Source organism: Mesorhizobium sp. U510, assembly GCF_059180695.1.
The window spans coordinates 2,220,756-2,240,537 of record NZ_CP180532.1; the positions used below are offsets into that span (position 1 = coordinate 2,220,756).

Sequence of the window (19,782 nt, forward strand, 5' to 3'; positions counted from 1 at the left end):
GACCGAATGGAATTCGACAAATCAGATTGCATCGGAGCCAAGCATCCTTTGGAGATCGCCGCCTATCTGGAGGAAATCGGCGATCACGAAGCGGCTTCCCGTTTCCATCAGCTGGGGGCTCGAAGTCAGGCGATCAGCGTTCCCTTCTTCACCAACGACCAATGGGCTAACACTGGCGCGGCGATCGGGTTCATTCCCGAGAATGGATCTTCGGCGGGAGATAGACTGGACATCGTTCACGCAACGTCGATGGCGCCCGATGAAAAGCTCCAAGGCGCGAGTTTGAAAATCACCCTCGATCGGTTCTACGTTCACAACTATCCGGGCTCCGGCCGCCACGAGATACTGTGCGAATTTACGGGGAAGAACCAGGCTGGGAGCAAGTCGGAGGAGATGCGATTTGCGTTGAAGACCATCGCCACTGACGGTAGCGCAGCCCCGTTGCTAAGCTTGCCCATCTTCGTTGGAGTGAACGTTGGCAACGACGGCCTGAGCTTCGAAGGGCGCACCATCAACGTTCGCAGCGGCGGAACCGACATGCTGGTGGAAGCGCTGGATAACTCTGCTTTCAAGGAAGGGCTATCGCTTCTGACCACCGCGCAGCCCGTGCTAGTGCCCTTCGTTCAGCTCGCCAAGGGCGTTGTTCGTGCGATCGAGAAGCAAGGCAACAACCGGCCTGTCTTTTCATTCGGTCTGGGCTTGGATTTCTCGAAAACTGCCACTTCCGCCAAATTGCGGTTAGGCTCATATGTCGTTGTGCAGACAAATGAGGTCGGCTGGAATTGGAGCGATTTCGTCTTTAGCAGGCAGAGCGGAACTGTCGCTCCCAAGCTCAGCGGCGCTTCCCCCATCGCTCTCAATTACATGATCTTTGGGGTCACACGAGCCGGTCAAGCAGCGCCTTGAGCGTCCAGGGGGGAACATGATTCAATGCAGCAAAATCACAGAACCGTGTGAGAAGCTGTGCTCGATCATGTCCTATGATGACTCTATTGACGGATTTGGCAAGACGGGTTTGAGCGTCCGAGAATCCGCATCTCTCCTCGGCAGGAAACCCAATTCCATCTCCAAGAGTCGTAAGCATGAGGAGGTGCTGGACTGTCTGGGGGGCATCGCCACGTTGCCGGCTGAGCTGCCTATCCTCGATGTTCAAGTCAGCCCGGTTTTCGCACGAGTAGGCCTATCGGCTAAGAAGCCACGCGGCGCGGCAGCCTTGGCGAGTTCGGTGGCGACAAACAGATCGGCTGTAGTTAGGCGCATGGGATTTGCACCCGATCTTACACGCACACGGACGCAGCCCAGTGCTCCTTGGCAGTGCGCGAGCCTTACCAAAAAGCCGTATGCCGCTGGGGCTCCTGTTTATCACAGGCTTGTTCAGCTAAAGGTCGGTCGATCACTGCGTGATAGCCATGACGTAGGCTCCGCAAGGACTCGTCGAATCATTGTCAATCGGACCCCGGTGGCGTTAACGGCTGGTCTGCTCCTTTGTCGACTCGCTCTTGCCAAGCCATTCCACAGCATGAAAGCCGCGGATGATCCTGCAGTCAGAGGATTGGCGTGATGCAGGGCGAACTGTTCGAGCCTCCGACAATGCTTCTCCGAGAAGCTGTGCTCGGTCGCAACGGCGTCGTTCCACTCATTGTCATTGGCTGCGGCCGAAAGAAGCGCCAAGAAGCCGCCCCCGCAGATCAGCTCTATACTTCGGACCGATTCAAAAGTTGCATCAATCTTGTTCGATCGCTCGGCGCGCCGTACGCAATTTTGTCGGGCAAACACGGGATCGTCGCGGGCGAGATGGTTATCGCGCCGTATGATCTCAATCTCCCCGATCTGCCTGAAGCCAATCAACGCGATTGGGCTGAGCAGGTGCTTGATGCGCTTGCTGCTCGTGCCGAAAGCAGGCAGGTGACGCTGCTTGCTGCTAACGAATACAGTATGCCGTTGCTGGAGCTGAACAGGGCCAGGGCCTCTCCGTTGGATATCGTCGCGCCCTGGTTGGGCCTTGAATACTCTGACCACGCCATTTGGCTAGCGGAAGCAAAACGAATGGCCGCAAGGATACAGGACCTGGATCGGCTCTATAATTGGATTGGTGAAGAGCGTATAGCGGACCGTGTGTTCTCGTTCAGGGAACTTTCATCGAGATCCGTGCCAAAACGCGGGGTCTACATATTCCTGGACGGCGCCGAACGGAACTTCCGAGGCGCTGGTTTCCGAGTGGTGCGGATCGGTACCCACGCAGTTAGCGCTGGCTCGCAGGCTTCCCTGCGGGGTCGATTGCGCAATCACCTGGGACCTTCCAGTCAGATCGGCAACCATCGTGGCTCCATCTTCCGTCTGCACATTGGTAGAGCGATGCTGGAGGCCGGCCCCGGCCATGGCAGCCTTGCGACTTGGGGTGAGGGTCAGGACGCGCGCCCCGAGGTGAAGAGTTTGGAGATTGCGCATGAGCTTGCGGTCTCGCGATATCTTCAGGATTTAGAGGTGGTTCTGCTTGAAGTTGATGACGAACCTAGCAAGGAAAGCTTGCGCGCTAAGGTCGAGATGCAGTTGATTGCACTATTTAGCGAATCAATGCGCACAATTGATTGTCCCGGTCCTGACTGGCTCGGCCTCAAATCTCCTGTAGCGCAAATCCGCCAATCTGGACTATGGAACATCCGTGGGATCGGGGGGAAATATGATCCAGCCGCAGCGGGCTCAGTCGCCTCGATATTTCGAGGTCTGAATAATGGTTAGTGACCTTCATGCCGCCATCGCGCGACAGCCGCGTCTCCCGCGATTTTTGTGCCACCTCTACCAGAGGCTGAGACTGCAACGGCTGAACCTGGTGACTGGAGCCGGAATTTCAATCGACGCCAAGGTGCCCGGGTGGCAGGATCTATTGAAAAGGCTTGCGGAGATTCAGGGCGGCCTCCCTGATGATTTAGCAGCACACGTTGCGGCGGGACTCCAACCTGAATATCTCGGACAGATCATCTATCATCGCTTCAGGGGGGCATGTCCTGTCACGGAGCCGGCAGAGCTTAGGTCCGCAACGGTCGAATATGAATGGGGCGACGCTATTCACAAGGCGATCTATGAGAAGGTCCCGCAAACAATCGCCGAGGTCATACAAACGCATCCCTATCTCGCACAGCTGCGTGATCTGTCTCGCAAAGTATCACTGGTAATAAATTTCAACTTCGACGATCTTCTGGCTGATGCGATAGGGGAGCAGGTAAAGCAAAGCGCTTTTGGCAGCGAGTCCGGTAATGCCCTAAGCGTCACTTGGCAACCGCCTCTTACCGATCGAGGGAATCTGACGACAGTTTATCACGTCAATGGAATATTGCCCCGTGTCAGCCTTAAGAAGCGCAGCCCCCAACTGATATTCACGGAAGATTCTTTCGCGGATGCTCGTGCACGTTCCCCCGGTGTCAGTTCTGAGTATCTGTTCCTTCGCTTTGTTCAAAACACAATGCTGTTGATTGGTCATTCGCTTGCCGATAGCTCACTCAAAAATTACCTACGCCTCAACCGGGATAAGAGCCCAGCTAACCATCACTATATGATATACTGGATTAAGGAAGAAGGGGTCCTATCAGAGGCGCGAAGACAGGACATATTCGAGGCCAATCTCGAGCTGTATAACTTGGTAACGATATTTCTCACGTCTGCTGAGATCAGAAATTTTCTCGATATTCTTAATCTTGATGAAAGAGGGTTCAGCGAAACCGTGGAAACGCTTGGAAAGGATCGGCGCTCTCGGTATCACTATTATATAGTGGGGCCTGTCGCCTCCGGGAAATCGACATTGCTCGAGCACTTGCGATGCTTTCAAACACACGAAGAATGGACACGGCCACCTCCTCGTGAAATGTATATGGCGTCAAGTAAGATCACTGAAGATCAGCAGAAAATGGTAGATCAATTCATATATTCGGAACTGAAGGAGAAGAATCGCCGTATGCATGCGGCGACGGCGGGGCTTCATTTTATGGATCGTGCCCCTTTGGATCTTTATGCCTTCTCTAAAGGCGATGACGAGAATAAGGTAAAGTCTCATGCATTGCGCGATCTAGTAACTCGCGATCAGCCTCTTCAGAAAGGAGAGATCATTTTTATCGAGGCGGACTCCAAGACGCTAGTGAAGCGAAATATGGCGCGAGGTCGCCCTCCGGAGGAGGCGGGCAAGCAACCCTATTTTGATGCACAGACTATGACCCTCAAAATGATCTACAATCCGTCGTTTGTCCTCTCAACCGATGAGAACAGTCCAGGTGACGTTGCTCGCAAGGTGGCTCGGCACGTTCTATTCGAGGAATATGAACCGACCGAGCTCAACACGATTATCGCCCGCTATGAATGATGCTCGAACGTCCATGCGTATCTATCTGGCAGCGCCACTGTTCAATGACATTGAGCGCAGCTTCAATGAGCGGCTGACAAGCCTTCTTGAGCCTATGGCGCACGTTTTTCTTCCTCAACGCGACGGAAAGCTCATGCGCGATCTAGTCGATGGAGGGATGCCATTGGAGGCTGCCAGGCAATTGGTGTTTGAGGCGGACATCAATGCGATTAGGAGGTGCAATTATATCGTTGCTGTACTGGATGGTCGCACGATTGATGAAGGCGTGGCATTTGAAATTGGCTACGGTCGGGCGCTCAACAAGGTGTGCCTTGGTCTCAAGACCGATGATCGCACATTGCTACCCTCCGGCGACAATCCCATGATTATTGCAGGATGCAAGAAGATTTTTGCTAACACCATCGAACTCGTTGCTTGGTTACGCCGGGGATTTCTCTCGGCACGCGACGCAGGTTGAAGGGGCGGCACGCTACCCGAGTCATGATGAGGCGCATCACGCTGCGGATTCGCTGGAGCGACAGGTCAGCTTTGACGGCGCCACCTGGATTGACCAGCCGCTCGTTGCCGACCGACCGGAGGCCTTGCGCAACTCCGGCTTTGGCGGTGAGGTACGGGAAGCGCAAGTCCGCCGGCGGCAGTGGTTGATCGCGCAAGGCCTCGCGCATGAAGGGCAGAATCGGTCCGTCTACCGCGCCAACATGCTTTCGATGTTGCGCCAGCGCGAGCTGAACCGGGTTGCCGGGCAGCTGTCGGAGGAACTTGGACTGCCTTGTGTCGAAGCCCGGTCTAGAGAACGAGTAGAGGGTACGCTACGCCGGTCCGTCGAGCTCGCCAGCGGAAAATATGCCGTCGTTGAAAAGTCGCGAGTTCACGCTGGTGCCATGGCGGCCGGTGCTCGAGCGGCACATCGGCAAGAAGGTGTCCGGGATCGTGAGCGGGGAGGGGATATCATGGACGATAGGTCGGCAGAGGAGCGGGCCCAGCGTGTAGTTCGCCCTCGTCACGAGCACAAGCCGCCGGCCCTGGGATCGAGATATCCGCGTCTGCTTAGGGGGCGGAGACATCGCTTAGCTGTTCAACGCGCTTGCCGTATTTGCGCCTGTAAGCGGCGATGAAATCGTCGTCGCTACAGATGCAGCGGCCGCTGGAATCTTTGGCCTTCGGATCGTGCAAGTGGGAGCTGAGGGGGCGCAGAAGATTCACCCGAGTGCTCGTCGTCGGGCTCACGGGAAAACCCCCACTATGTTTGACCAGCTCCGCGGCAAGCATAATCCCGGCAAGCGCTGACTGAAAGGCCATTGCAACCACGGTTCGAACGCGGCGACTTCCATCACTGAGCTGGAACACCAAACCGCCGCAGATAGCCTGCTGATAAAAGGAGCGCAGGGGCTGGCCAACAAACGGGGCTAGCGGTTCAAACGGCACAGCCATCGCTGTAGCTACCCGAACTACAAAGTCGTTGGGAACTCCGGCATCGGTCTGCAGGAGAGTTTTCACCTGCTCGTGTGCATCCGGTAGTCCAAGTTCCTCGGCAATCAGCTCGTGCTCGTCCTTGGATTTCCGGGACGGCATGTACATGCAACAAAGGCAAGCTTGGCCGTCATCGAAACCGTGCCGCGAGATGCCGAGGTCGTGCTCCTGCGTCCAGGCATTCGCGATCCATCGAGGCAGAGCACCTTGGACCGCCAGACGGTCGGCGGCGGTGTCAAGCGCCACCGGTCGAAAACCCAGTCGCCGCGGCGCGCAACATATTCTGCCCACTTCAGTGGATGCGCCTCGACCTCGAGAGCGGTCGATCGAAGGGCGGTGGTTGCAAGGACCGCCTTGGACACGCCGACCTCTGCCTGGCCGGCCAATACGTAGCGCTGCAGGTTTGAGAGCTCGATCGTTTCGTGATCGACTACATGCAGCCGACCCGAAAGGCCCGGTTGCTTCGCCAGGGTCCAAAGCGTGCCATGGCCTATCGCGCCCAGTCCAACGAAGTGCATTTCACCAAGGTCGACGCTAAACTCGGTCGGGCCTGCGTCGCCTGCTTTGGTCTTGTTATAACTGTATAATGAGAGGTCGATGTTTTCGTCCAACTCGGCGCCGGTCAACTGGGCGGCGAAGATCGTTCGAAAGACGTTGGCGGCAGCGAAGCAACTGGCGGCGCCAGCTCCATAGGGCAGCAAACTCGAGCCGGAGCCCACCGGGTCCGTATGCGACAGCTTTGCTGCCCAGCCGTCCGATCCAATGAAGACGGTTGGGCACCGAAGTAATGGGCGCGTCGCCCCTGCAACGATGCCGACCGTCGCGAACTTGCCGGAGCGCCGGATGCCGATTCTTGGATTGATCGACTTTGGCAGGCGCTCTAGCGCTTGAGCTTGAGAACTCGCTGCGCTGTCCAAGGGGAGTATTGCCAGAACCGGATAGAGTCTGGCGAGCAACCTCACCGCAAGATCCAGCGTCGCCTGGCCTTCGGCGCACGAGGCCGCCTGATTGTCGAAAGCGATGGCCACGACCTGCTTTTCAAGAGCTGCTTTGAAGTCTTCCAGATGAAAATCGGCAAGGACCTGAGATGCCGCCGTGGCGGCACGGTCGATGAAGTTAGCGAATGCCATTGTTCAACTCGTTATCGTTATCATTCGCAACAGTGCCGCGGAAGAGAGCGCATTCCAGTTGGCCTTTCCGTCAAGCCGATAGGCGGCGACCCGAGCAAAATCGAAAGGCTCGCGGGCGAAATTCGGCACTACCAGCGACAGACACCCAACCGTGGTAGCAACCGCATAAGCGTCGTCGGTCGTCGAATGGTAGGCGCGGCCCGGATGGCTGTGAATCTGGGCCATGAGTTTCAGGCCGTTTTTGTAGAGCCAGACATTGAGCCGGTGCAGTTCTTCGGCCGGAACTATCACGCAAACGCCATCGCTTGTCCGAATGTGATGCTGCGCCGGGATAACGGTCTCCGTTACGGCAAAGTGCCGGTCTTGCTGAACGCCGACCCAGAGCGCCATCCCCTCATTGCCCTCGCGACCAACTCTGCGCAGATGCGCATGCGTGCTCGAGATGCAGCCGCGCGGGAGAGCCACGGTCGTTACATCCGTGAAAGCGCTCATTCCGGGATGGCGGGTAGGGGTGCCACCATGACTCCCACTGAGATTTGGAACTGATACTGAAGCTGCTCCACAGGGCCGGTCCCGTACTTGATGATCTTGTCCAGGATAAAGGCCAAACAGCCTTCGCCAGAACCCCGGTGGAGAAGCCATGAATCACCTGAATGGGCTGGATTGTCGTGGTATTCCCGGACGCCTGCCATGCACAGGAATGGCGTGTGTTCCGCACTGTTGGCCTGGATGAAGTCGGATAGCGACAGAGCGTTCTGCTGCATGAGGACCGAAATCATATCCGGTTGGGCTCCGGGTAGATGCGGTCGTCTAAGCATCCTTAGCAGTAAATCCTTCCGGGCAATCGGCCGGCGCGTAAAGGGGTCGACGAAAACCACCGACGGAGGTCGGGAGGTCGTAATTGGAAAAGTCGATCTCGACAGCTGCACCGATTATCTGTGGCTTTATCTTGGGCGGTGCGAAGATGAAGAAGGCGGTAGGGAAGCTCCGCTCGATCAGGAAACAACCCTGAGCCCGGTAAACACCTGCCTGTGTCTGGAACCAGCCGATCTGCCGATCGAACTTCGCTCGCGAAACCGCAGGGTCCACAGTTTGGATTTCAGGCACCTGCTACGCCCGCCTTCAGGCTGAGGAACAGGGTCACAATGTTCGGGAAACCGAAATCGCCAACTTTTTTGTCAACGTCGAGCAGGTTGCCGGCCTCATCCTTGAATTCCCAATTCTCGGCCGGCTGGGCGACGTTCTGCGTGTTCTCAAGGGCTTTGGCACGAACGACGTGAAGCGGCTGGTTGGGATTGGCTTCGACCTGCGTGGGCTGGCCGTTCACCACCACCGTGATCTCGATCTTGCCTGGCCCGCCGCCGTGATCGCCCTTACCCGAATCCTTCGACATTTGTCCTACTCCTGTGGCTTGCCAACCGGCCCCAGGCGCTTGTGCCCACCTGCTAGTGAGACCGGCGATCTTCAATCGTCCACTCGGCGCCACGGGCCGCGAGTACGCAAAAGACAGGGGATAACCTACCGAATTGGTGCTACCTTCTTTTATGCGTGACTTGAGCGGCAAGTAAACGGGCTGAAATTGCGCTTCACAACTATAATCGATTAGAGCAATACGAAAATATTGGCGATACACCTATTTCATGTGCTCTTTCACGCGCCTGCTCCACTGACAGCCCCCGTGCAAGTCCGCCTGCCGGTATGATTTCAGGTTCGATTGGGCGGGCGCTGTGACGGTTTGGCTGCGGCGGCTTCTAGCCGCTGCAATCTTGACGGAGGGTTTATCGAATAGGCAATCACGTGGAGCTTTAGAGTTGGTGATCCGAGCTCGGCCTATTCGAAAGGTGGCTCGGAAGCAGGTCGCCGTGACCAACTCCGGGTACCGGGATAGTCGCGACGAGAAGACGGGACTGTCCGGATTGACGTGAGTGGCTGCACCGAACCGTCGTCCGGGTGTGCCCGAAGAGTAATGTTATCCAGCTAACTTGTTGCGAGTGGAAGAGTAGAGCTAAGTGACTGATAAGGCAAGATTATCATTCGTTGTAAGTTGACGACAGGCGCGGCGTTTTCTATCCACTTCTGTTGCCAAAAGCGCCGCCATGATTCATCGTGCTGTCGATGATTCTGCGTCCCAAACCCACTCCGCGTCACCACGCCACGCTTGCCGGCGCCCCTTCAATCGCGCCGACGGCAACGGTGCCGGCCTGGCTGCGCCGGGCCATCCCGGATGCGCAAAGCCTTGCGGGCAAAGAGGTTGAAGACGTCGCGCTCGCTGCCGGCGCCGCCATCGGCGCGCTCGACGCGCTGATCCGCCGGCAGCAGCGGTGGGCCGGCGCCTGGCGGCAGCGACTGGCGCTTGCGGCGGCCGCGGTGACGGCGAAGCAGGCCGGCCGCGTCGAGGATGAAAGCGCGCTGCGTAACGCCGTGCTGCTCACACGCCCGGGCGATTTTTTGTCCGTCGGCCCGGCCGGATCGATGCTGCTCGCCTGGCGTCGGCTGGCCGGCACGCCTGCCGAGAATCTGCTGACCGACGCGGCCATCGGCGCGGTGCTGGATGACCTCGGTCTCCGCCGCGACGACGACCCAGTCAGCGACCTGGTAGACGATCTGCGACAGCTTTCCGCGGGCATCGGAATGGTCGGCATGCTGACCGGCGCGTTCACGGCCGCCGAAAGATTTGGCTTCGCACGAGCCTTCGGATGCTGGCTCGCCGACGCCCTGCTGGCGCAACGGCTGGGTTGGGCGCACGCGGTGCCGCTGCTGGGCGCCGAGGCAGCCTTGGGGACAAGCGCCCGCCCGCGTCGATAGGCAGCCAGCTCTGTGGCGACAGGCGCTGAGACAAATCCTGAGCGTGCCAAAAATCTGCTTGCCGCGCAGGCGCGCGCCGCGTTGCGCGCAATCGATCTTTCCGCCGAGCTCGAGCGCCGCGCGGACCGGCTGCTTGCCGTTACGCCGAAACTCAGGGCCAAGGCGACGGACATCGTCGTCGAAAAGCTCTTGTCCGACGACGCGATCGTTGCCTCGGAAAACATCGCAGGCATGAGTGACCGCGGTCTGCGCCGCCTGTTCGACCGGCTGGTTGAGCTCGGCGCCGTGCGCGAGCTGTCCGGCCGGCCAACCTTCCGCATCTACGGACTCTGACGACAATGGCGGAGGCCGCGCGCAGACGAGGAGGGAGCCGGTCAGATGACCGCCGATCAGGCGAACGGCGATCAGCTGACCACCTGTTTGACCGGGAGTTGGATCACCTGCCGCCGGAGGCGCGTTGGCGGGAATGGATGCAGCGCGTCGAGGCCACCATCTTCGCGGCGAGCGAGCCTGTTGGTCGCGAGACGCTTGCCCGCATCGTCGGCAAAAGCGGCAGCATCGATCTTTTGATCGACGACATTCGCGAGGAGCTACGCAGCCGCCCTTACGATCTGGTCGCCCTCGCCGGCGGTTTTCGGCACCTGACCCGGCCGGCCTACGCCGATGCGATCCGCAGGGCATTTGGCACAGCCGTCGGCGAGAGCGAGCCCGCCGTAGACCTGACGCAGTCGGACGTCCTGGTGCTAATGTGCATCGCCTATTTCCAGCCGATCACCCGCGCCGAACTGTCGTCGTTTCTCGGCAAGGAAATCAGTCGCGACCTGATCGGCCATCTGCGCGGCGCCGGCCTGATTGCGTCGGGCCCGCGCAGTCCGACGCCCGGCGCTCCCTGCACCTATGTGACGACAAAAGCGTTCCTGCTCGAGTTCGGCCTCGACACGCTGCGCGATCTCCCGGACTTCGAGGCCCTCGAGGATGCCGGATTGCTGTCGAAAGAAAAGCTGCTCGCAGGAGATATTTCAGCGGGACTAGGCCGCGGGACAGGTGATGGCGAAGAGGAAGAACCAGAGAACAATTTCACTGAGGATCAATTGTCTTGAGCACGTCGTTGCCTCATTGCGACTTCGGCAGCAGTCGGCAATTCACGATCAGGACGACTGATCGTGTGGCAGCCGATGATCGGGTCATGAACGGCGATGCTGTCGCCTTCGACAAGATTGGCTCGATAGATATTGATGCCCCGCCGGGACGACGCAGCAACGGAAATGCACGATCTGTGGTCTGGCTACAATGTATCTGCGAGCCGGTGGGCCACCACACGGTCCAGGAGTTCAGCAAAGCGATTATTATCCTGGGCCATCTTCCAGAAATTCACGAAACGGCAGACGAGCTGAACATTGCCGATCGAATAGTGACCGTAGCTGTCAATCCGGTCCGGAGAAACGAGCATATCGCTATCGCAATCGTCCTGCCCATGCAGATGCATCGTAAGGCCGGTGATAGCGCATTTCCCCTTCTGCTCCTCGTAGAGGTTGGCAAGATGAGCCTTCATCTCGGCCTCGGAACAATGGAGTTCCTTGTTCTTCAAGGTTTTGAAGACCTTCTGGCCATTCGAATTCGCAACCGCGCCCGTGATCGAGAGCATGAGGTTTGCGAGGGTGAGCTCATGCAGCGATACGCTCGATCCGAGGGCCTTCCCTTTGTGCACGCCGAGGCGTTCTTCCCACTTGGGGCGCGAATGCCACTGAGTGAGGTCACCTCCGTCGATCAGGGCCTGTACATAGGCCTTCATATCCGCATTGGCGACGCTGAACATCGCTGCCATTGAGGAGATATAGCCCTTCGCCACGGGATGGATCGTCTTCCATGACAACGGCTTCATTTTCTTGTCATGGCGGGACCACTTGGTGACAGGCTTCGCGAGCATAACGCTGTCGGGATCGGAGTGATCAAAAACCGGATCGGCACTCGTCGTCTGGGCCCAATAGAGACTATCGCTGTTCTTGTCTCTGTGGAGCCAGAAATCGCCTTCGCTGCGCGTCAGGTCGTTACCTCGATTGAACCAGAGCGTCGCCCGACCTTTGACGTCGGCCTCTGAGTCGTCTTTGGCGGCGTCAGCTTTCGTAACGTCCAGATAGCTATCGTAGTCTTCTGCGCGCCATGGATCAAAATAGGTCTTGCCAAATTCGAGGGCTACGAGGCTCTCGCTGAGGCACCGAGACCAAAGGCTGTTTTCGTTCCCCGTCATGATGACATAGATTTCGCCTGCCAAATCGCTACCCCAAATGTACCCAGTCTTCATGCCTTTTACCGACGGCGTACTGAGGCTCGGTTAAGCCGACCAATCACGGCAGCCGGTATTGAGCCTTTGCATTCGCCAGAAAAAACCGAGAGGAGGTCGGCAGATCGTCGATCGCGGCAGCAAGCCCTCAATGCGTCGACCGTCGCTAGACGTTGATGGCATGCACGGTCCCTCCGATCAGGCCGCCATCGGCTGGGCTGTCGGCCCGACACCGATCACCGCACCTGTGGTCATTAGCACGATCAGACCGCGCTCGGCTCCGGTCATGTCGAGATAGGCCCGAACCTGCGCGCGGTAGTGGTCGAGTGTCTGGGGATCGGGCGCCACATCGCTCTTCCAATCGACGACGACGGCTGGACGGCCTTCAGACGTCAGAGTTAGGGCATCCGCGATTCCGGCCGTTGCCGTTTCCATCCTATCGTCCGCAAGCGCGGCGTAGACGGGAAACTCGGCCAGGAGAGCCGGCCGCAAGGCCGCGATTTGGGGCAGGGCAAGGGTCTGGACGACACAGCCCGCCAGTTCCTCGGCAGACAGTCCCGTCGCCGGGTCGGCGACCGGAAACCGGCCGAGGGCGCGGATGAGTATAGTGGCTCGGTCTGCAAGGGCTGCCTTTGCCTCATTGGTTTCCCTGGTCAGCACCTCTTCCATGAGCTTATGCAGGATCAGTCCGCGTTCGCGGCTTCCTTGAACCAAAACAGCGGCTTGCAGTTCGGCTGGCTGGTCATAAGCCGATCCGGTCCAGACCCTGGCCTCTTCTTCCTGCAGCACGGCTCCGGCCGTGTTCTCATCCCGGCTGGGCGCAAGCCAGATCAGCCGCGCCTGCCGCTCGGTAATGGCTTCGGCTTCCGTGGCGAAGATGGGGTCGGAACAAGAGCAGTGCGAAATCGTACGCGGCCTTTATCAACCAAAGACAGCGACGGCTGATTTGATGATGATGCCGCCATCCGGGCTTCGGCGCATCTGACGACCCGTGGCGGTGCGAAAAACATTCGTCAATTGCAGCGCAGGCGGCACGCGCGACCACAAGGTTCGCACGCTCTCCTGGCCATGCCGGGTTTTGCGAATGACGTTTCCTGTGACGACGCGCTGCGACCATCGGAAGCCGATCTCGTGGAAATACAGGCCGGCATGCTGCGGGCTGATATGATGAAAGACGCCGGCGATGGTACGGCAGACGCGGGAGTTGAAACCCTCCACCGAATTGACGTGAACGGCGTCGCGAACGTACTCACCGCTGGAATGCTTCACGGTCTCATGCTTGGCAAAGCTCTCACCAATGGCCATGAATGCCTTCCACTCGTCGCTCATCAAATGAGCTCCGGATTCGATCTGCGCTTCGATGACGCGTTCGCTTGCGCGCGCCGAGAGACGGTCACGACCGCCGCACGCGTGTCGCCGGCCAGAGTGCCAGGCATGACATCAGTCGGCCGCCGCACCATTGCCATGACTGGCGTTTTGTCCGTATTCGCCTGGCCTTTCCGGCCGCGGCCCGGAGGCGGCTCGTCGGGATTCTTTCTGGGCCTTCCGCCGAGATGGAAATGGTCGATCTCCACCGTGCCGGCGAGCATGTCTTCCCGCGCCACCATGAGACGCAGTGCATGTCCCATCCGCCAGGCCGTTGGCTGGCTCACCCCGAGCGCCTCGGCCAGGCGCACCGACGACAAGCCCTTGTCGGATTGCAGTAACAGCCACATGGCCTTCAGCCAAACACGCAAGGGAAGCTTCGTGGAGTGCAGAGGCGTGTGTGTCGTCACCGTGAATTGGAACCGGCAATCGCCGCTGGAACATTGATAAAGACCCAGTCGGGCGCGCCGCTTGCCGGTATCGCGGCCGGCAAGCGCAATCGAGCGTTTGTATCCGCAGGCGGGGCAGATCCGGCCATCCGGCCACACCATGCTTTCCAGCAATCGACGGCAATGCTGCTCATCCCGGAAGGCCGCGATCATTTCTTCAACAGTCCGAATGCTGGAAAGCGCTGCAAGCATTTCAGGCATTCTCATCTCCTTCAGATCAGCCCGAAGAATCGCATGGAAAGCCATAGATCACAAGGATATTGCTGTCTTTGGTTGATGAAGGCCGCGTACGATTTCGCACTGCTCTTGTTCCGACCCATCATCAACGCCGCACGCGAGGCTTGGCACAAACTCCTCGCCGTCCCGGATGCCATCACTTCAATCGGAATGCGGGAGTGGGCCCATATCGGTCAACTCCCATGACTTGGTATTAGCGAATCATGATTGACCACAGCGCCAGCATGTGATTAATGGAATGGTGTTCTATCTGAGTTGATGTTCCAGACAGCAGTCGGGATTTGCATGGCGGAGCAGAAAGTGTGAGCGCTCCGCATGTCCATGCATCCCAAGTGAGATCGGTGACAGGATGACAAGGCTTTTTCGATTGACTGGCACGCTGCCAGATGGGGTTGTCACCTTGTTTTGGCTTCTTTTCCTTGCTGTGGTTTGGTCGGTCTCGGTGAGATTGCTAAACATTCCGGATTACATTCTCCCAAGTCCAGAGCAGGTGCTCGGTCTCGTCGGTTCCAAGTTCGGCTATTTTTTAGCTCATGCAGCATCAACCTTGACGGTAATAGCGATAGGATTCGGGTGCGGCGTGGCAGCAGCCGTTCCCACGGGACTGGCGCTAGCAAAGGTACGCTTGCTGGAAAAAGCGCTGTACCCCTTCGTCGTTTTTCTGCAGGCCATGCCGCTGATAACGTTGGTGCCAATTCTGATCATCTGGTTTGGATATGGCGTGGTGGCCCCTTCGATCCTCGTGGGGTTCAGCGTTTTTTTCCCCGTTTTAGTGAATGCTGTTGCAGGCATAAGAAGCACCCCGGATCGTCTGTATTTTGTCACGCGAACCATGGGTGCAAGTACGCTGCAGACGTTTCGGTACATCGACTGGCCAGCGATGCTCCCGTATCTCATGAGCGCCTTCCGCATCGCCCTCGCGGTAGCCACTACCACCGCGGTAGTTAGTGAGTTCCTCGCATCAAACGACGGGCTTGGGTTCGCGGCGCTGATCGGCGCTCGAAATAGAGATACTCAACAAATCGTCGCGGTCGTGCTCATCACCGCACTCATCGGCGTCGTACTTAATTCGCTAAGTTTGCTTTTGGAAACAAAGGTCATGCGAAAATATAGAGGCTAGGGGAAACATCCTAGATCGGACAATCATCAACAAGAGGAGAACGACATGCAAGAGTACATAAAGTATTGCCTACGTTCAGCAGAAGCAGGGTTGTTAGTGGCTGCGCTTGCCATCTCACCAGCAATGGGTGCAGAAAAGCTCAAGCTGACAATCAACTGGACCCCAGGCAACTCAGATATCGGTATTCAGTATGCGGATGCCCTAGGCTTTTATAAAGCGGCAGGGATCGATCTTGAGATCGAGCCTGGCAAAGGCTCTGGAACGACGTCGCAGCTCGTCGCAGCTGGCAGCACTGATGTCGGACTGGCGAGTGGTTCTTCCGCCATCGCGATTGCAGCGAAAGGCGCACCTATCAAAATCATTGCCCCGATTTACCAGGCGCCGGAGTGGGGGATCATTTCTCTTGAGGATTCCTCCATCCTAAAACCAAAGGATTTGGAAGGAAAAACTATAGCCATTCCTGCAGGCTCTGCAGATATCGCACTCTTTGAGACCATGTTGCGCGCCAATGGCGTTGACAAGTCAAAGATTAATATTCTTTCAGCCGACGCTTCTGGTTATCTCGGATTGCTTGCCGAGAAAAAGGTTGACGGGGTATCAGCTACGCCGGGCGACGTGATGATACCTCTTGGAGAAAAAGGTATTAAAACGAAAATAATGTTCTACAGAGACAACGGCGCACCTATCGTAGGCCTAAGCGTTATTGCTCGCGACGACAAGCTTAAGAAAAATCCGGAGCTCTACAAAAAATTCATCGAGGCCACTCTGAAGGGGTACGCTGCTACTATCAAGAACCCCGAGGCCGCCGTCGATGCGCTTCGCTCAAGGTACCCCGACTCTGCAACAAAGGCCGCGCTTTTGGAGGAGTTGACGAAATACGTCATGAGCGACTTCTGCGTATCTGGCGCCACAGGCCTGGGCAAGCCGCCTGCGATCTTGTGGAAGACTACCGGAGAGGTGCTGACAGCGACCTTCGGGTCGCTGGGCGAGGGGGGCATCGAGGCCAAGCACACTGACGACTATCTTCCCGCTCAGGTCCCTGCCTGTCCGTAATGATGGTTAGACGGGGCGGTGGCGGCGTTTGCGCCGCCACTAGCCTTAGAAGGTAGCTGGCAGCAATGTGCAGGACAACTCATGGCAAACGTTTACGCTGAATCCGCCACCCCAGTTAGAATACATGTTTTAAATGGCGCCGGTCGGTTACTGCCTCCGGCGCTGGTGTTGGTCGCATTTATCGTGACCTGGCAATTCAGCAGTGATTGGTTTGGCATTCCAGTATACCTCCTCCCGGCGCCGGGCGACTTCATGGGAAGGTTTGTCTCCGATCGGGGTGTGCTCGCCTACAATTTTGCGGCCACGGGGTATGTCGTAGCCATCGGGTTTGCTTTCGCCACTCTGGTTGCCATCCCCTTGGGATTGGCCATTGCTTCGTACCCCGCACTGAAACGCAGTTTGTTTCCCTTGATCGTCTTTTTTGAAATTATACCGAAGACGATCACTGCCCCCCTTCTGATAGTGTGGTTTGGCTTCGGGTTCACCCCCCGCATTGGATTGACGATTATCATGACCGTCTTTCCAATCCTAGTGAACAGTATCGCCGGCTTTTCGTCGATTAACCCGCGCTTGCATTTCATTACACAATCGATGGGAGCCAGTTCGTGGCAGACCTTTCGGTTTATCCGACTCCCGGCGGCACTACCGTATATTTTCTCCGGGATGAAAATTGGAATGGTTTATGCGGTGTCGGCATGCATAACGGTCGAGTTCATCGGTGCAAACGAAGGCCTTGAAGTATTAATACTTTCTGCATCGAGCTACATGGATATGGCGTTAATGTTCGCAGCAGTTTTTGCCACGGCGATATTAGCAATGTTGTTAACGGGCATCTTGCTTGGCCTGGAAACTGTGATGATGCCCTGGAGGAGAGGCCTGTGACCAAGATTGCGAGTTTAAAAATGGCGCGGTCCCAGTATGGATACTCAGATGAATCTAGAGGCGTTCGGGCGTCCGTTACGCCGGGGCCACGCAGGTCTATAGTGGCGTCCGATATCGAGAAACATTATGGGAAAGTTCGTGCACTTGGACCTGTCCGGATCGAGATAGCTGAAGGCGAATTCGTCAGTGTTCTTGGTCCATCCGGGTGTGGCAAAAGTACGCTTATGCTAATTATGGCAGGCTTGCTTAAGCCAACGACCGGCTCAGTCGAGGTCAATGGGAAACAGCTTACGAGCCCGATGACTGACGTTGGAATCGTCTTTCAGGATCATTTGCTTCTTGAATTTCGAACTGCCATGGACAACGTGCTCCTCCAACAGGAAATTCGGCGGCTCGATCGAGCTGCAACTCAGCAACGTGCGAATGAGCTTTTCGCGAAGTTGGGACTTTCCGGGGCGCAGTCCCGCTATCCGCGGCAACTATCTGGTGGAATGCAGCAGCGCGTTTCTATAGCACGTGCCCTGGTCCATGATCCGTCAGTCTTGCTGATGGATGAGCCATTCGGTGCCCTAGACGCAATTTCACGCACCCAGATCAGACACGACCTCGAGACTTTGTGGATGGAAACTCGCAAGAGCGTTCTATTCATCACGCATTCGATTGAGGAGGCGATAGGGCTCTCGGATCGCATCCTGGTCATGTCCAATAGTCCTGGGCGGATTGTGAAGGAAATCAAAGTCGATTTGCCGCGTCCTCGACCCGCCTATCTTGGGAGATACCCAGAATTTGATAGATACGCTGAGGAGATCCATGAGACCTTCCAGAACCTGGGTATTTACAAGTTCTAGCCGGACTTCGGTACATGGGCTGCGCGGCAACTGCCCACGGCGAGACATTTTTTATCAGCCGTCGCGTGATTGGGGATTGGAATGAACGACTGGGCTTTCGAGACGGATTTCTGCGTTGTCGGCGCGGGGTCGGCAGGCTGCGTTGTGGCTGCTCGGTTGTCAGAGGATAAAGGCACAAAGGTGCTTCTGGTGGAAGCGGGATCACGCGATTGGCATCCTCACATTCACATCCCAGCTGGTTACTTCTACCTTTTGAAAAACCCCACCTTCAACTGGATGTATGAGACGCAGCCCGAGGAATTAACGAAATCTAGGAAAATTGGCCTTTTTGCCGGGCGCGGGCTGGGTGGTAGCAGTTCGATCAATGGGATGCTCTTTGCCAGAGGGCAGGCTGCCGAATATGATAGGTGGTCAAAAGACTTGGGATGCCGGGGCTGGGGGTTTTCCGATCTTTTACCCTTTTTTCGACGTGCAGAGACGTTCTCCGGAAGCGAGTCCCAGCATCGAGGTGGGACTGGACCTGTCTCAGTAGAGCCATTTCGCACAGTTCATCCTCTCGCGGGCGATTTCGTAGAGGCCGCCGTCGAGGCTGGTTACGACCGCGTTTCAGATATGAATTCGCCACAGCGTGAAGGTGCAAGCCTCTTCCAACAAAATCGCCGGGGCCGCTTTAGAGACAATACGTCTTCCGCCTATCTCAGACCGGCCATGAGGCGAAACCCTTCTATCCGGGTCGAGACCAACGCAGTCTGCACCCGGATCATTTTCAATGGACGCAAGGTTGAAGGCATCGAGTTTACCCGAGCAGGTCAGCAAACCCGGGTGAAGGTCACCAGGGAAGTCATCATTTCTAGCGGCGCGATCCGCTCCCCCCAACTGCTGCAGGTAAGCGGCATCGGGGATCCAGATCTGCTCGCGGCGATCGGCGTGCCAGTCGTCCAATCGTCGCCCCAAGTTGGGCGGAACCTCCGCGACCAGTACATGGTGAGAATGTCTCACAGGGTCAAAGGTGTTCAGACCATCAATGAGACCAATACATTCGGCCGCATTGCGGTCGAGACCCTCAAATATGTATTCCGAAATCGTGGGCTACTCACGTTGGGTGCCAGTATGGCTGCGCTTTACTGCCGGAGCTCGCCGGATGCCCGATTCCCGGATTTGCAGCTGATGTTCGCCCCCGTCAGTTTTTCTCCTACAGCTCCAGGAAAATTGGAAAAAGCGGGTGGTATGACAATCGGGGTCTTCCTCGTTTGCCCTGATAGCCACGGCACGATCTTCGCACAAACAGGCGACATGCATGATAAGCCTTTGATCCACCCCCGTTACTTGAGCGATCCGAGAGATTGGCCTCGACTTCTCTCGGGTCTGCGCACAGCCCGCGAACTTTATTCAATGGACGCACTCCGTCGGTGGAGCGTCGAGGAGACTGTCCCAGGTCGTCAAGTTCAATCCGACGAAGAGTTGTTCGATTATGCACGCAGGGTAGGGGCGTCCGCTGCTCATTATGCAGGAACGTGCCAAATGGGCCCTGAGGATCAGTCAGTGACTGATCTGGATCTTCGTGTGCGGGGGGTCTCAGGCCTCCGGGTGGTTGACAACTCTGTGATCCCCTCTCCTGTATCGGGAGGCATGAACGCCACCGCAATTGCCATTGGCGAGAAGGCCGCAGATCTCCTGAAAGCAGCCTAGGCTATCGCTTGCCGACCGCCGCACCGGCAAGAAAGGCTTGGAGGAGGTTTCCAACGAGGCAGCTAGCCGATGTGCGGCGTTACGACGGAATAGGGTAGCCTC

18 protein-coding genes and 3 pseudogenes are annotated in these 19,782 nt (G+C 57.2%); 12 read left to right on the forward strand and 9 right to left on the reverse strand.

Going from position 1 to position 19,782, the window contains the following annotated elements; genetic code table 11:
- Positions 1 to 6: 6 nt before the first annotated feature.
- The 5 genes and pseudogenes from ACLGL5_RS12595 (at position 7) to ACLGL5_RS12615 (ending at position 5,341) form a co-directional block, all read left to right on the forward strand.
- Positions 7 to 906 (forward strand): hypothetical protein, encoded by a 900-nt coding sequence (locus tag ACLGL5_RS12595; RefSeq protein WP_069091181.1) that lies wholly within the window; start codon positions 7 to 9, stop codon positions 904 to 906.
- Positions 907 to 1,560: 654 nt separating this feature from the next.
- Positions 1,561 to 2,739 carry a GIY-YIG domain-containing protein gene (locus tag ACLGL5_RS12600; protein ID WP_083246580.1) on the forward strand — a complete coding sequence of 393 codons (1,179 nt, stop codon included), beginning with the start codon at positions 1,561 to 1,563 and terminating at the stop codon, positions 2,737 to 2,739.
- Positions 2,732 to 4,351, forward strand: coding sequence for an SIR2 family protein (locus ACLGL5_RS12605; protein ID WP_069091182.1), 1,620 nt, complete (start codon positions 2,732 to 2,734; stop codon positions 4,349 to 4,351). The genes ACLGL5_RS12600 and ACLGL5_RS12605 overlap by 8 nt, the downstream gene beginning before the upstream one ends.
- 13 nt (positions 4,352 to 4,364) lie before the next feature.
- Positions 4,365 to 4,808: a nucleoside 2-deoxyribosyltransferase gene (locus ACLGL5_RS12610; protein ID WP_210184870.1), complete on the forward strand. Its 444-nt coding sequence runs from the start codon at positions 4,365 to 4,367 to the stop codon at positions 4,806 to 4,808.
- Positions 4,762 to 5,341 (forward strand): annotated as a pseudogene (locus tag ACLGL5_RS12615) (DUF3363 domain-containing protein). The gene ACLGL5_RS12610 and the pseudogene ACLGL5_RS12615 overlap by 47 nt, the downstream one beginning before the upstream one ends.
- A gap of 57 nt (positions 5,342 to 5,398) precedes the next feature.
- On the opposite strand, the gene ACLGL5_RS12620 reads toward ACLGL5_RS12615, so the two are convergent.
- From ACLGL5_RS12620 to ACLGL5_RS12645, 6 genes are all read right to left on the reverse strand, one after another.
- Complete coding sequence (locus ACLGL5_RS12620) at positions 5,399 to 5,929, reverse strand: ThiF family adenylyltransferase (protein ID WP_245307054.1); 531 nt, start codon at positions 5,927 to 5,929, stop codon at positions 5,399 to 5,401.
- A complete protein-coding gene (locus tag ACLGL5_RS12625) occupies positions 5,887 to 6,951 on the reverse strand; it encodes an E2 ligase fold family C protein (protein ID WP_245307056.1) in 1,065 nt (354 codons plus the stop codon). Before ACLGL5_RS12625 ends, ACLGL5_RS12620 begins: the two co-directional genes overlap by 43 nt.
- A gap of 3 nt (positions 6,952 to 6,954) precedes the next feature.
- Positions 6,955 to 7,341 (reverse strand): Mov34/MPN/PAD-1 family protein, encoded by a 387-nt coding sequence (locus ACLGL5_RS12630; protein WP_245307057.1) that lies wholly within the window; start codon positions 7,339 to 7,341, stop codon positions 6,955 to 6,957.
- A 98-nt stretch (positions 7,342 to 7,439) separates the two neighbouring features.
- Positions 7,440 to 7,769, reverse strand: a complete 330-nt coding sequence (locus ACLGL5_RS12635; protein WP_494372915.1) for a putative metal-binding protein — start codon at positions 7,767 to 7,769, stop codon at positions 7,440 to 7,442.
- Positions 7,762 to 8,058, reverse strand: a complete 297-nt coding sequence (locus tag ACLGL5_RS12640) for a putative metal-binding protein (protein WP_245307059.1) — start codon at positions 8,056 to 8,058, stop codon at positions 7,762 to 7,764. The genes ACLGL5_RS12635 and ACLGL5_RS12640 overlap by 8 nt, the downstream gene beginning before the upstream one ends.
- Complete coding sequence (locus ACLGL5_RS12645) at positions 8,051 to 8,344, reverse strand: DUF2604 domain-containing protein (RefSeq protein ID WP_069091185.1); 294 nt, start codon at positions 8,342 to 8,344, stop codon at positions 8,051 to 8,053. The genes ACLGL5_RS12640 and ACLGL5_RS12645 overlap by 8 nt, the downstream gene beginning before the upstream one ends.
- Positions 8,345 to 9,066: 722 nt before the next feature.
- Between ACLGL5_RS12645 and ACLGL5_RS12650 the strand changes: the two are divergent.
- Both ACLGL5_RS12650 and scpB read left to right on the forward strand, forming a co-directional pair.
- Positions 9,067 to 10,089 (forward strand): annotated as a pseudogene (locus ACLGL5_RS12650) (DUF1403 family protein).
- Positions 10,090 to 10,094: 5 nt separating this feature from the next.
- Entirely contained in the window at positions 10,095 to 10,856 is a 762-nt protein-coding gene (gene scpB, locus ACLGL5_RS12655) for an SMC-Scp complex subunit ScpB (protein WP_069091186.1), read from the forward strand.
- Positions 10,857 to 11,041: 185 nt separating this feature from the next.
- Here the strand turns inward: scpB and ACLGL5_RS12660 are convergent, their stop codons facing one another.
- The 3 genes and pseudogenes from ACLGL5_RS12660 to ACLGL5_RS12670 form a co-directional block, all read right to left on the reverse strand.
- On the reverse strand, positions 11,042 to 12,028 hold the full coding sequence (locus tag ACLGL5_RS12660; protein ID WP_141700896.1) for a hypothetical protein: 987 nt from the start codon (positions 12,026 to 12,028) through the stop codon (positions 11,042 to 11,044).
- Positions 12,029 to 12,235: 207 nt separating this feature from the next.
- The gene (locus ACLGL5_RS12665; RefSeq protein ID WP_069091187.1) at positions 12,236 to 12,826 is read right to left on the reverse strand and encodes a PD-(D/E)XK nuclease family protein; all 591 of its coding nucleotides are present in this window, start codon (positions 12,824 to 12,826) and stop codon (positions 12,236 to 12,238) included.
- Positions 12,827 to 12,958: 132 nt separating this feature from the next.
- A pseudogene (locus ACLGL5_RS12670) lies at positions 12,959 to 14,052 on the reverse strand (IS1595 family transposase).
- A 385-nt stretch (positions 14,053 to 14,437) separates the two neighbouring features.
- Here ACLGL5_RS12670 and ACLGL5_RS12675 point away from each other — a divergent pair.
- From ACLGL5_RS12675 to ACLGL5_RS12695, 5 genes are all read left to right on the forward strand, one after another.
- Complete coding sequence (locus tag ACLGL5_RS12675) at positions 14,438 to 15,208, forward strand: ABC transporter permease (RefSeq protein ID WP_069091188.1); 771 nt, start codon at positions 14,438 to 14,440, stop codon at positions 15,206 to 15,208.
- A gap of 45 nt (positions 15,209 to 15,253) precedes the next feature.
- Positions 15,254 to 16,261 carry an ABC transporter substrate-binding protein gene (locus ACLGL5_RS12680; RefSeq protein ID WP_069091189.1) on the forward strand — a complete coding sequence of 336 codons (1,008 nt, stop codon included), beginning with the start codon at positions 15,254 to 15,256 and terminating at the stop codon, positions 16,259 to 16,261.
- 81 nt (positions 16,262 to 16,342) lie between these two features.
- A complete protein-coding gene (locus ACLGL5_RS12685) occupies positions 16,343 to 17,143 on the forward strand; it encodes an ABC transporter permease (RefSeq protein WP_069091190.1) in 801 nt (266 codons plus the stop codon).
- The gene (locus ACLGL5_RS12690; protein ID WP_245307060.1) at positions 17,140 to 17,991 is read left to right on the forward strand and encodes an ABC transporter ATP-binding protein; all 852 of its coding nucleotides are present in this window, start codon (positions 17,140 to 17,142) and stop codon (positions 17,989 to 17,991) included. Before ACLGL5_RS12685 ends, ACLGL5_RS12690 begins: the two co-directional genes overlap by 4 nt.
- Positions 17,992 to 18,072: 81 nt before the next feature.
- Positions 18,073 to 19,680 (forward strand): GMC family oxidoreductase, encoded by a 1,608-nt coding sequence (locus ACLGL5_RS12695; RefSeq protein WP_069093296.1) that lies wholly within the window; start codon positions 18,073 to 18,075, stop codon positions 19,678 to 19,680.
- Positions 19,681 to 19,782 lie beyond the last annotated feature (102 nt).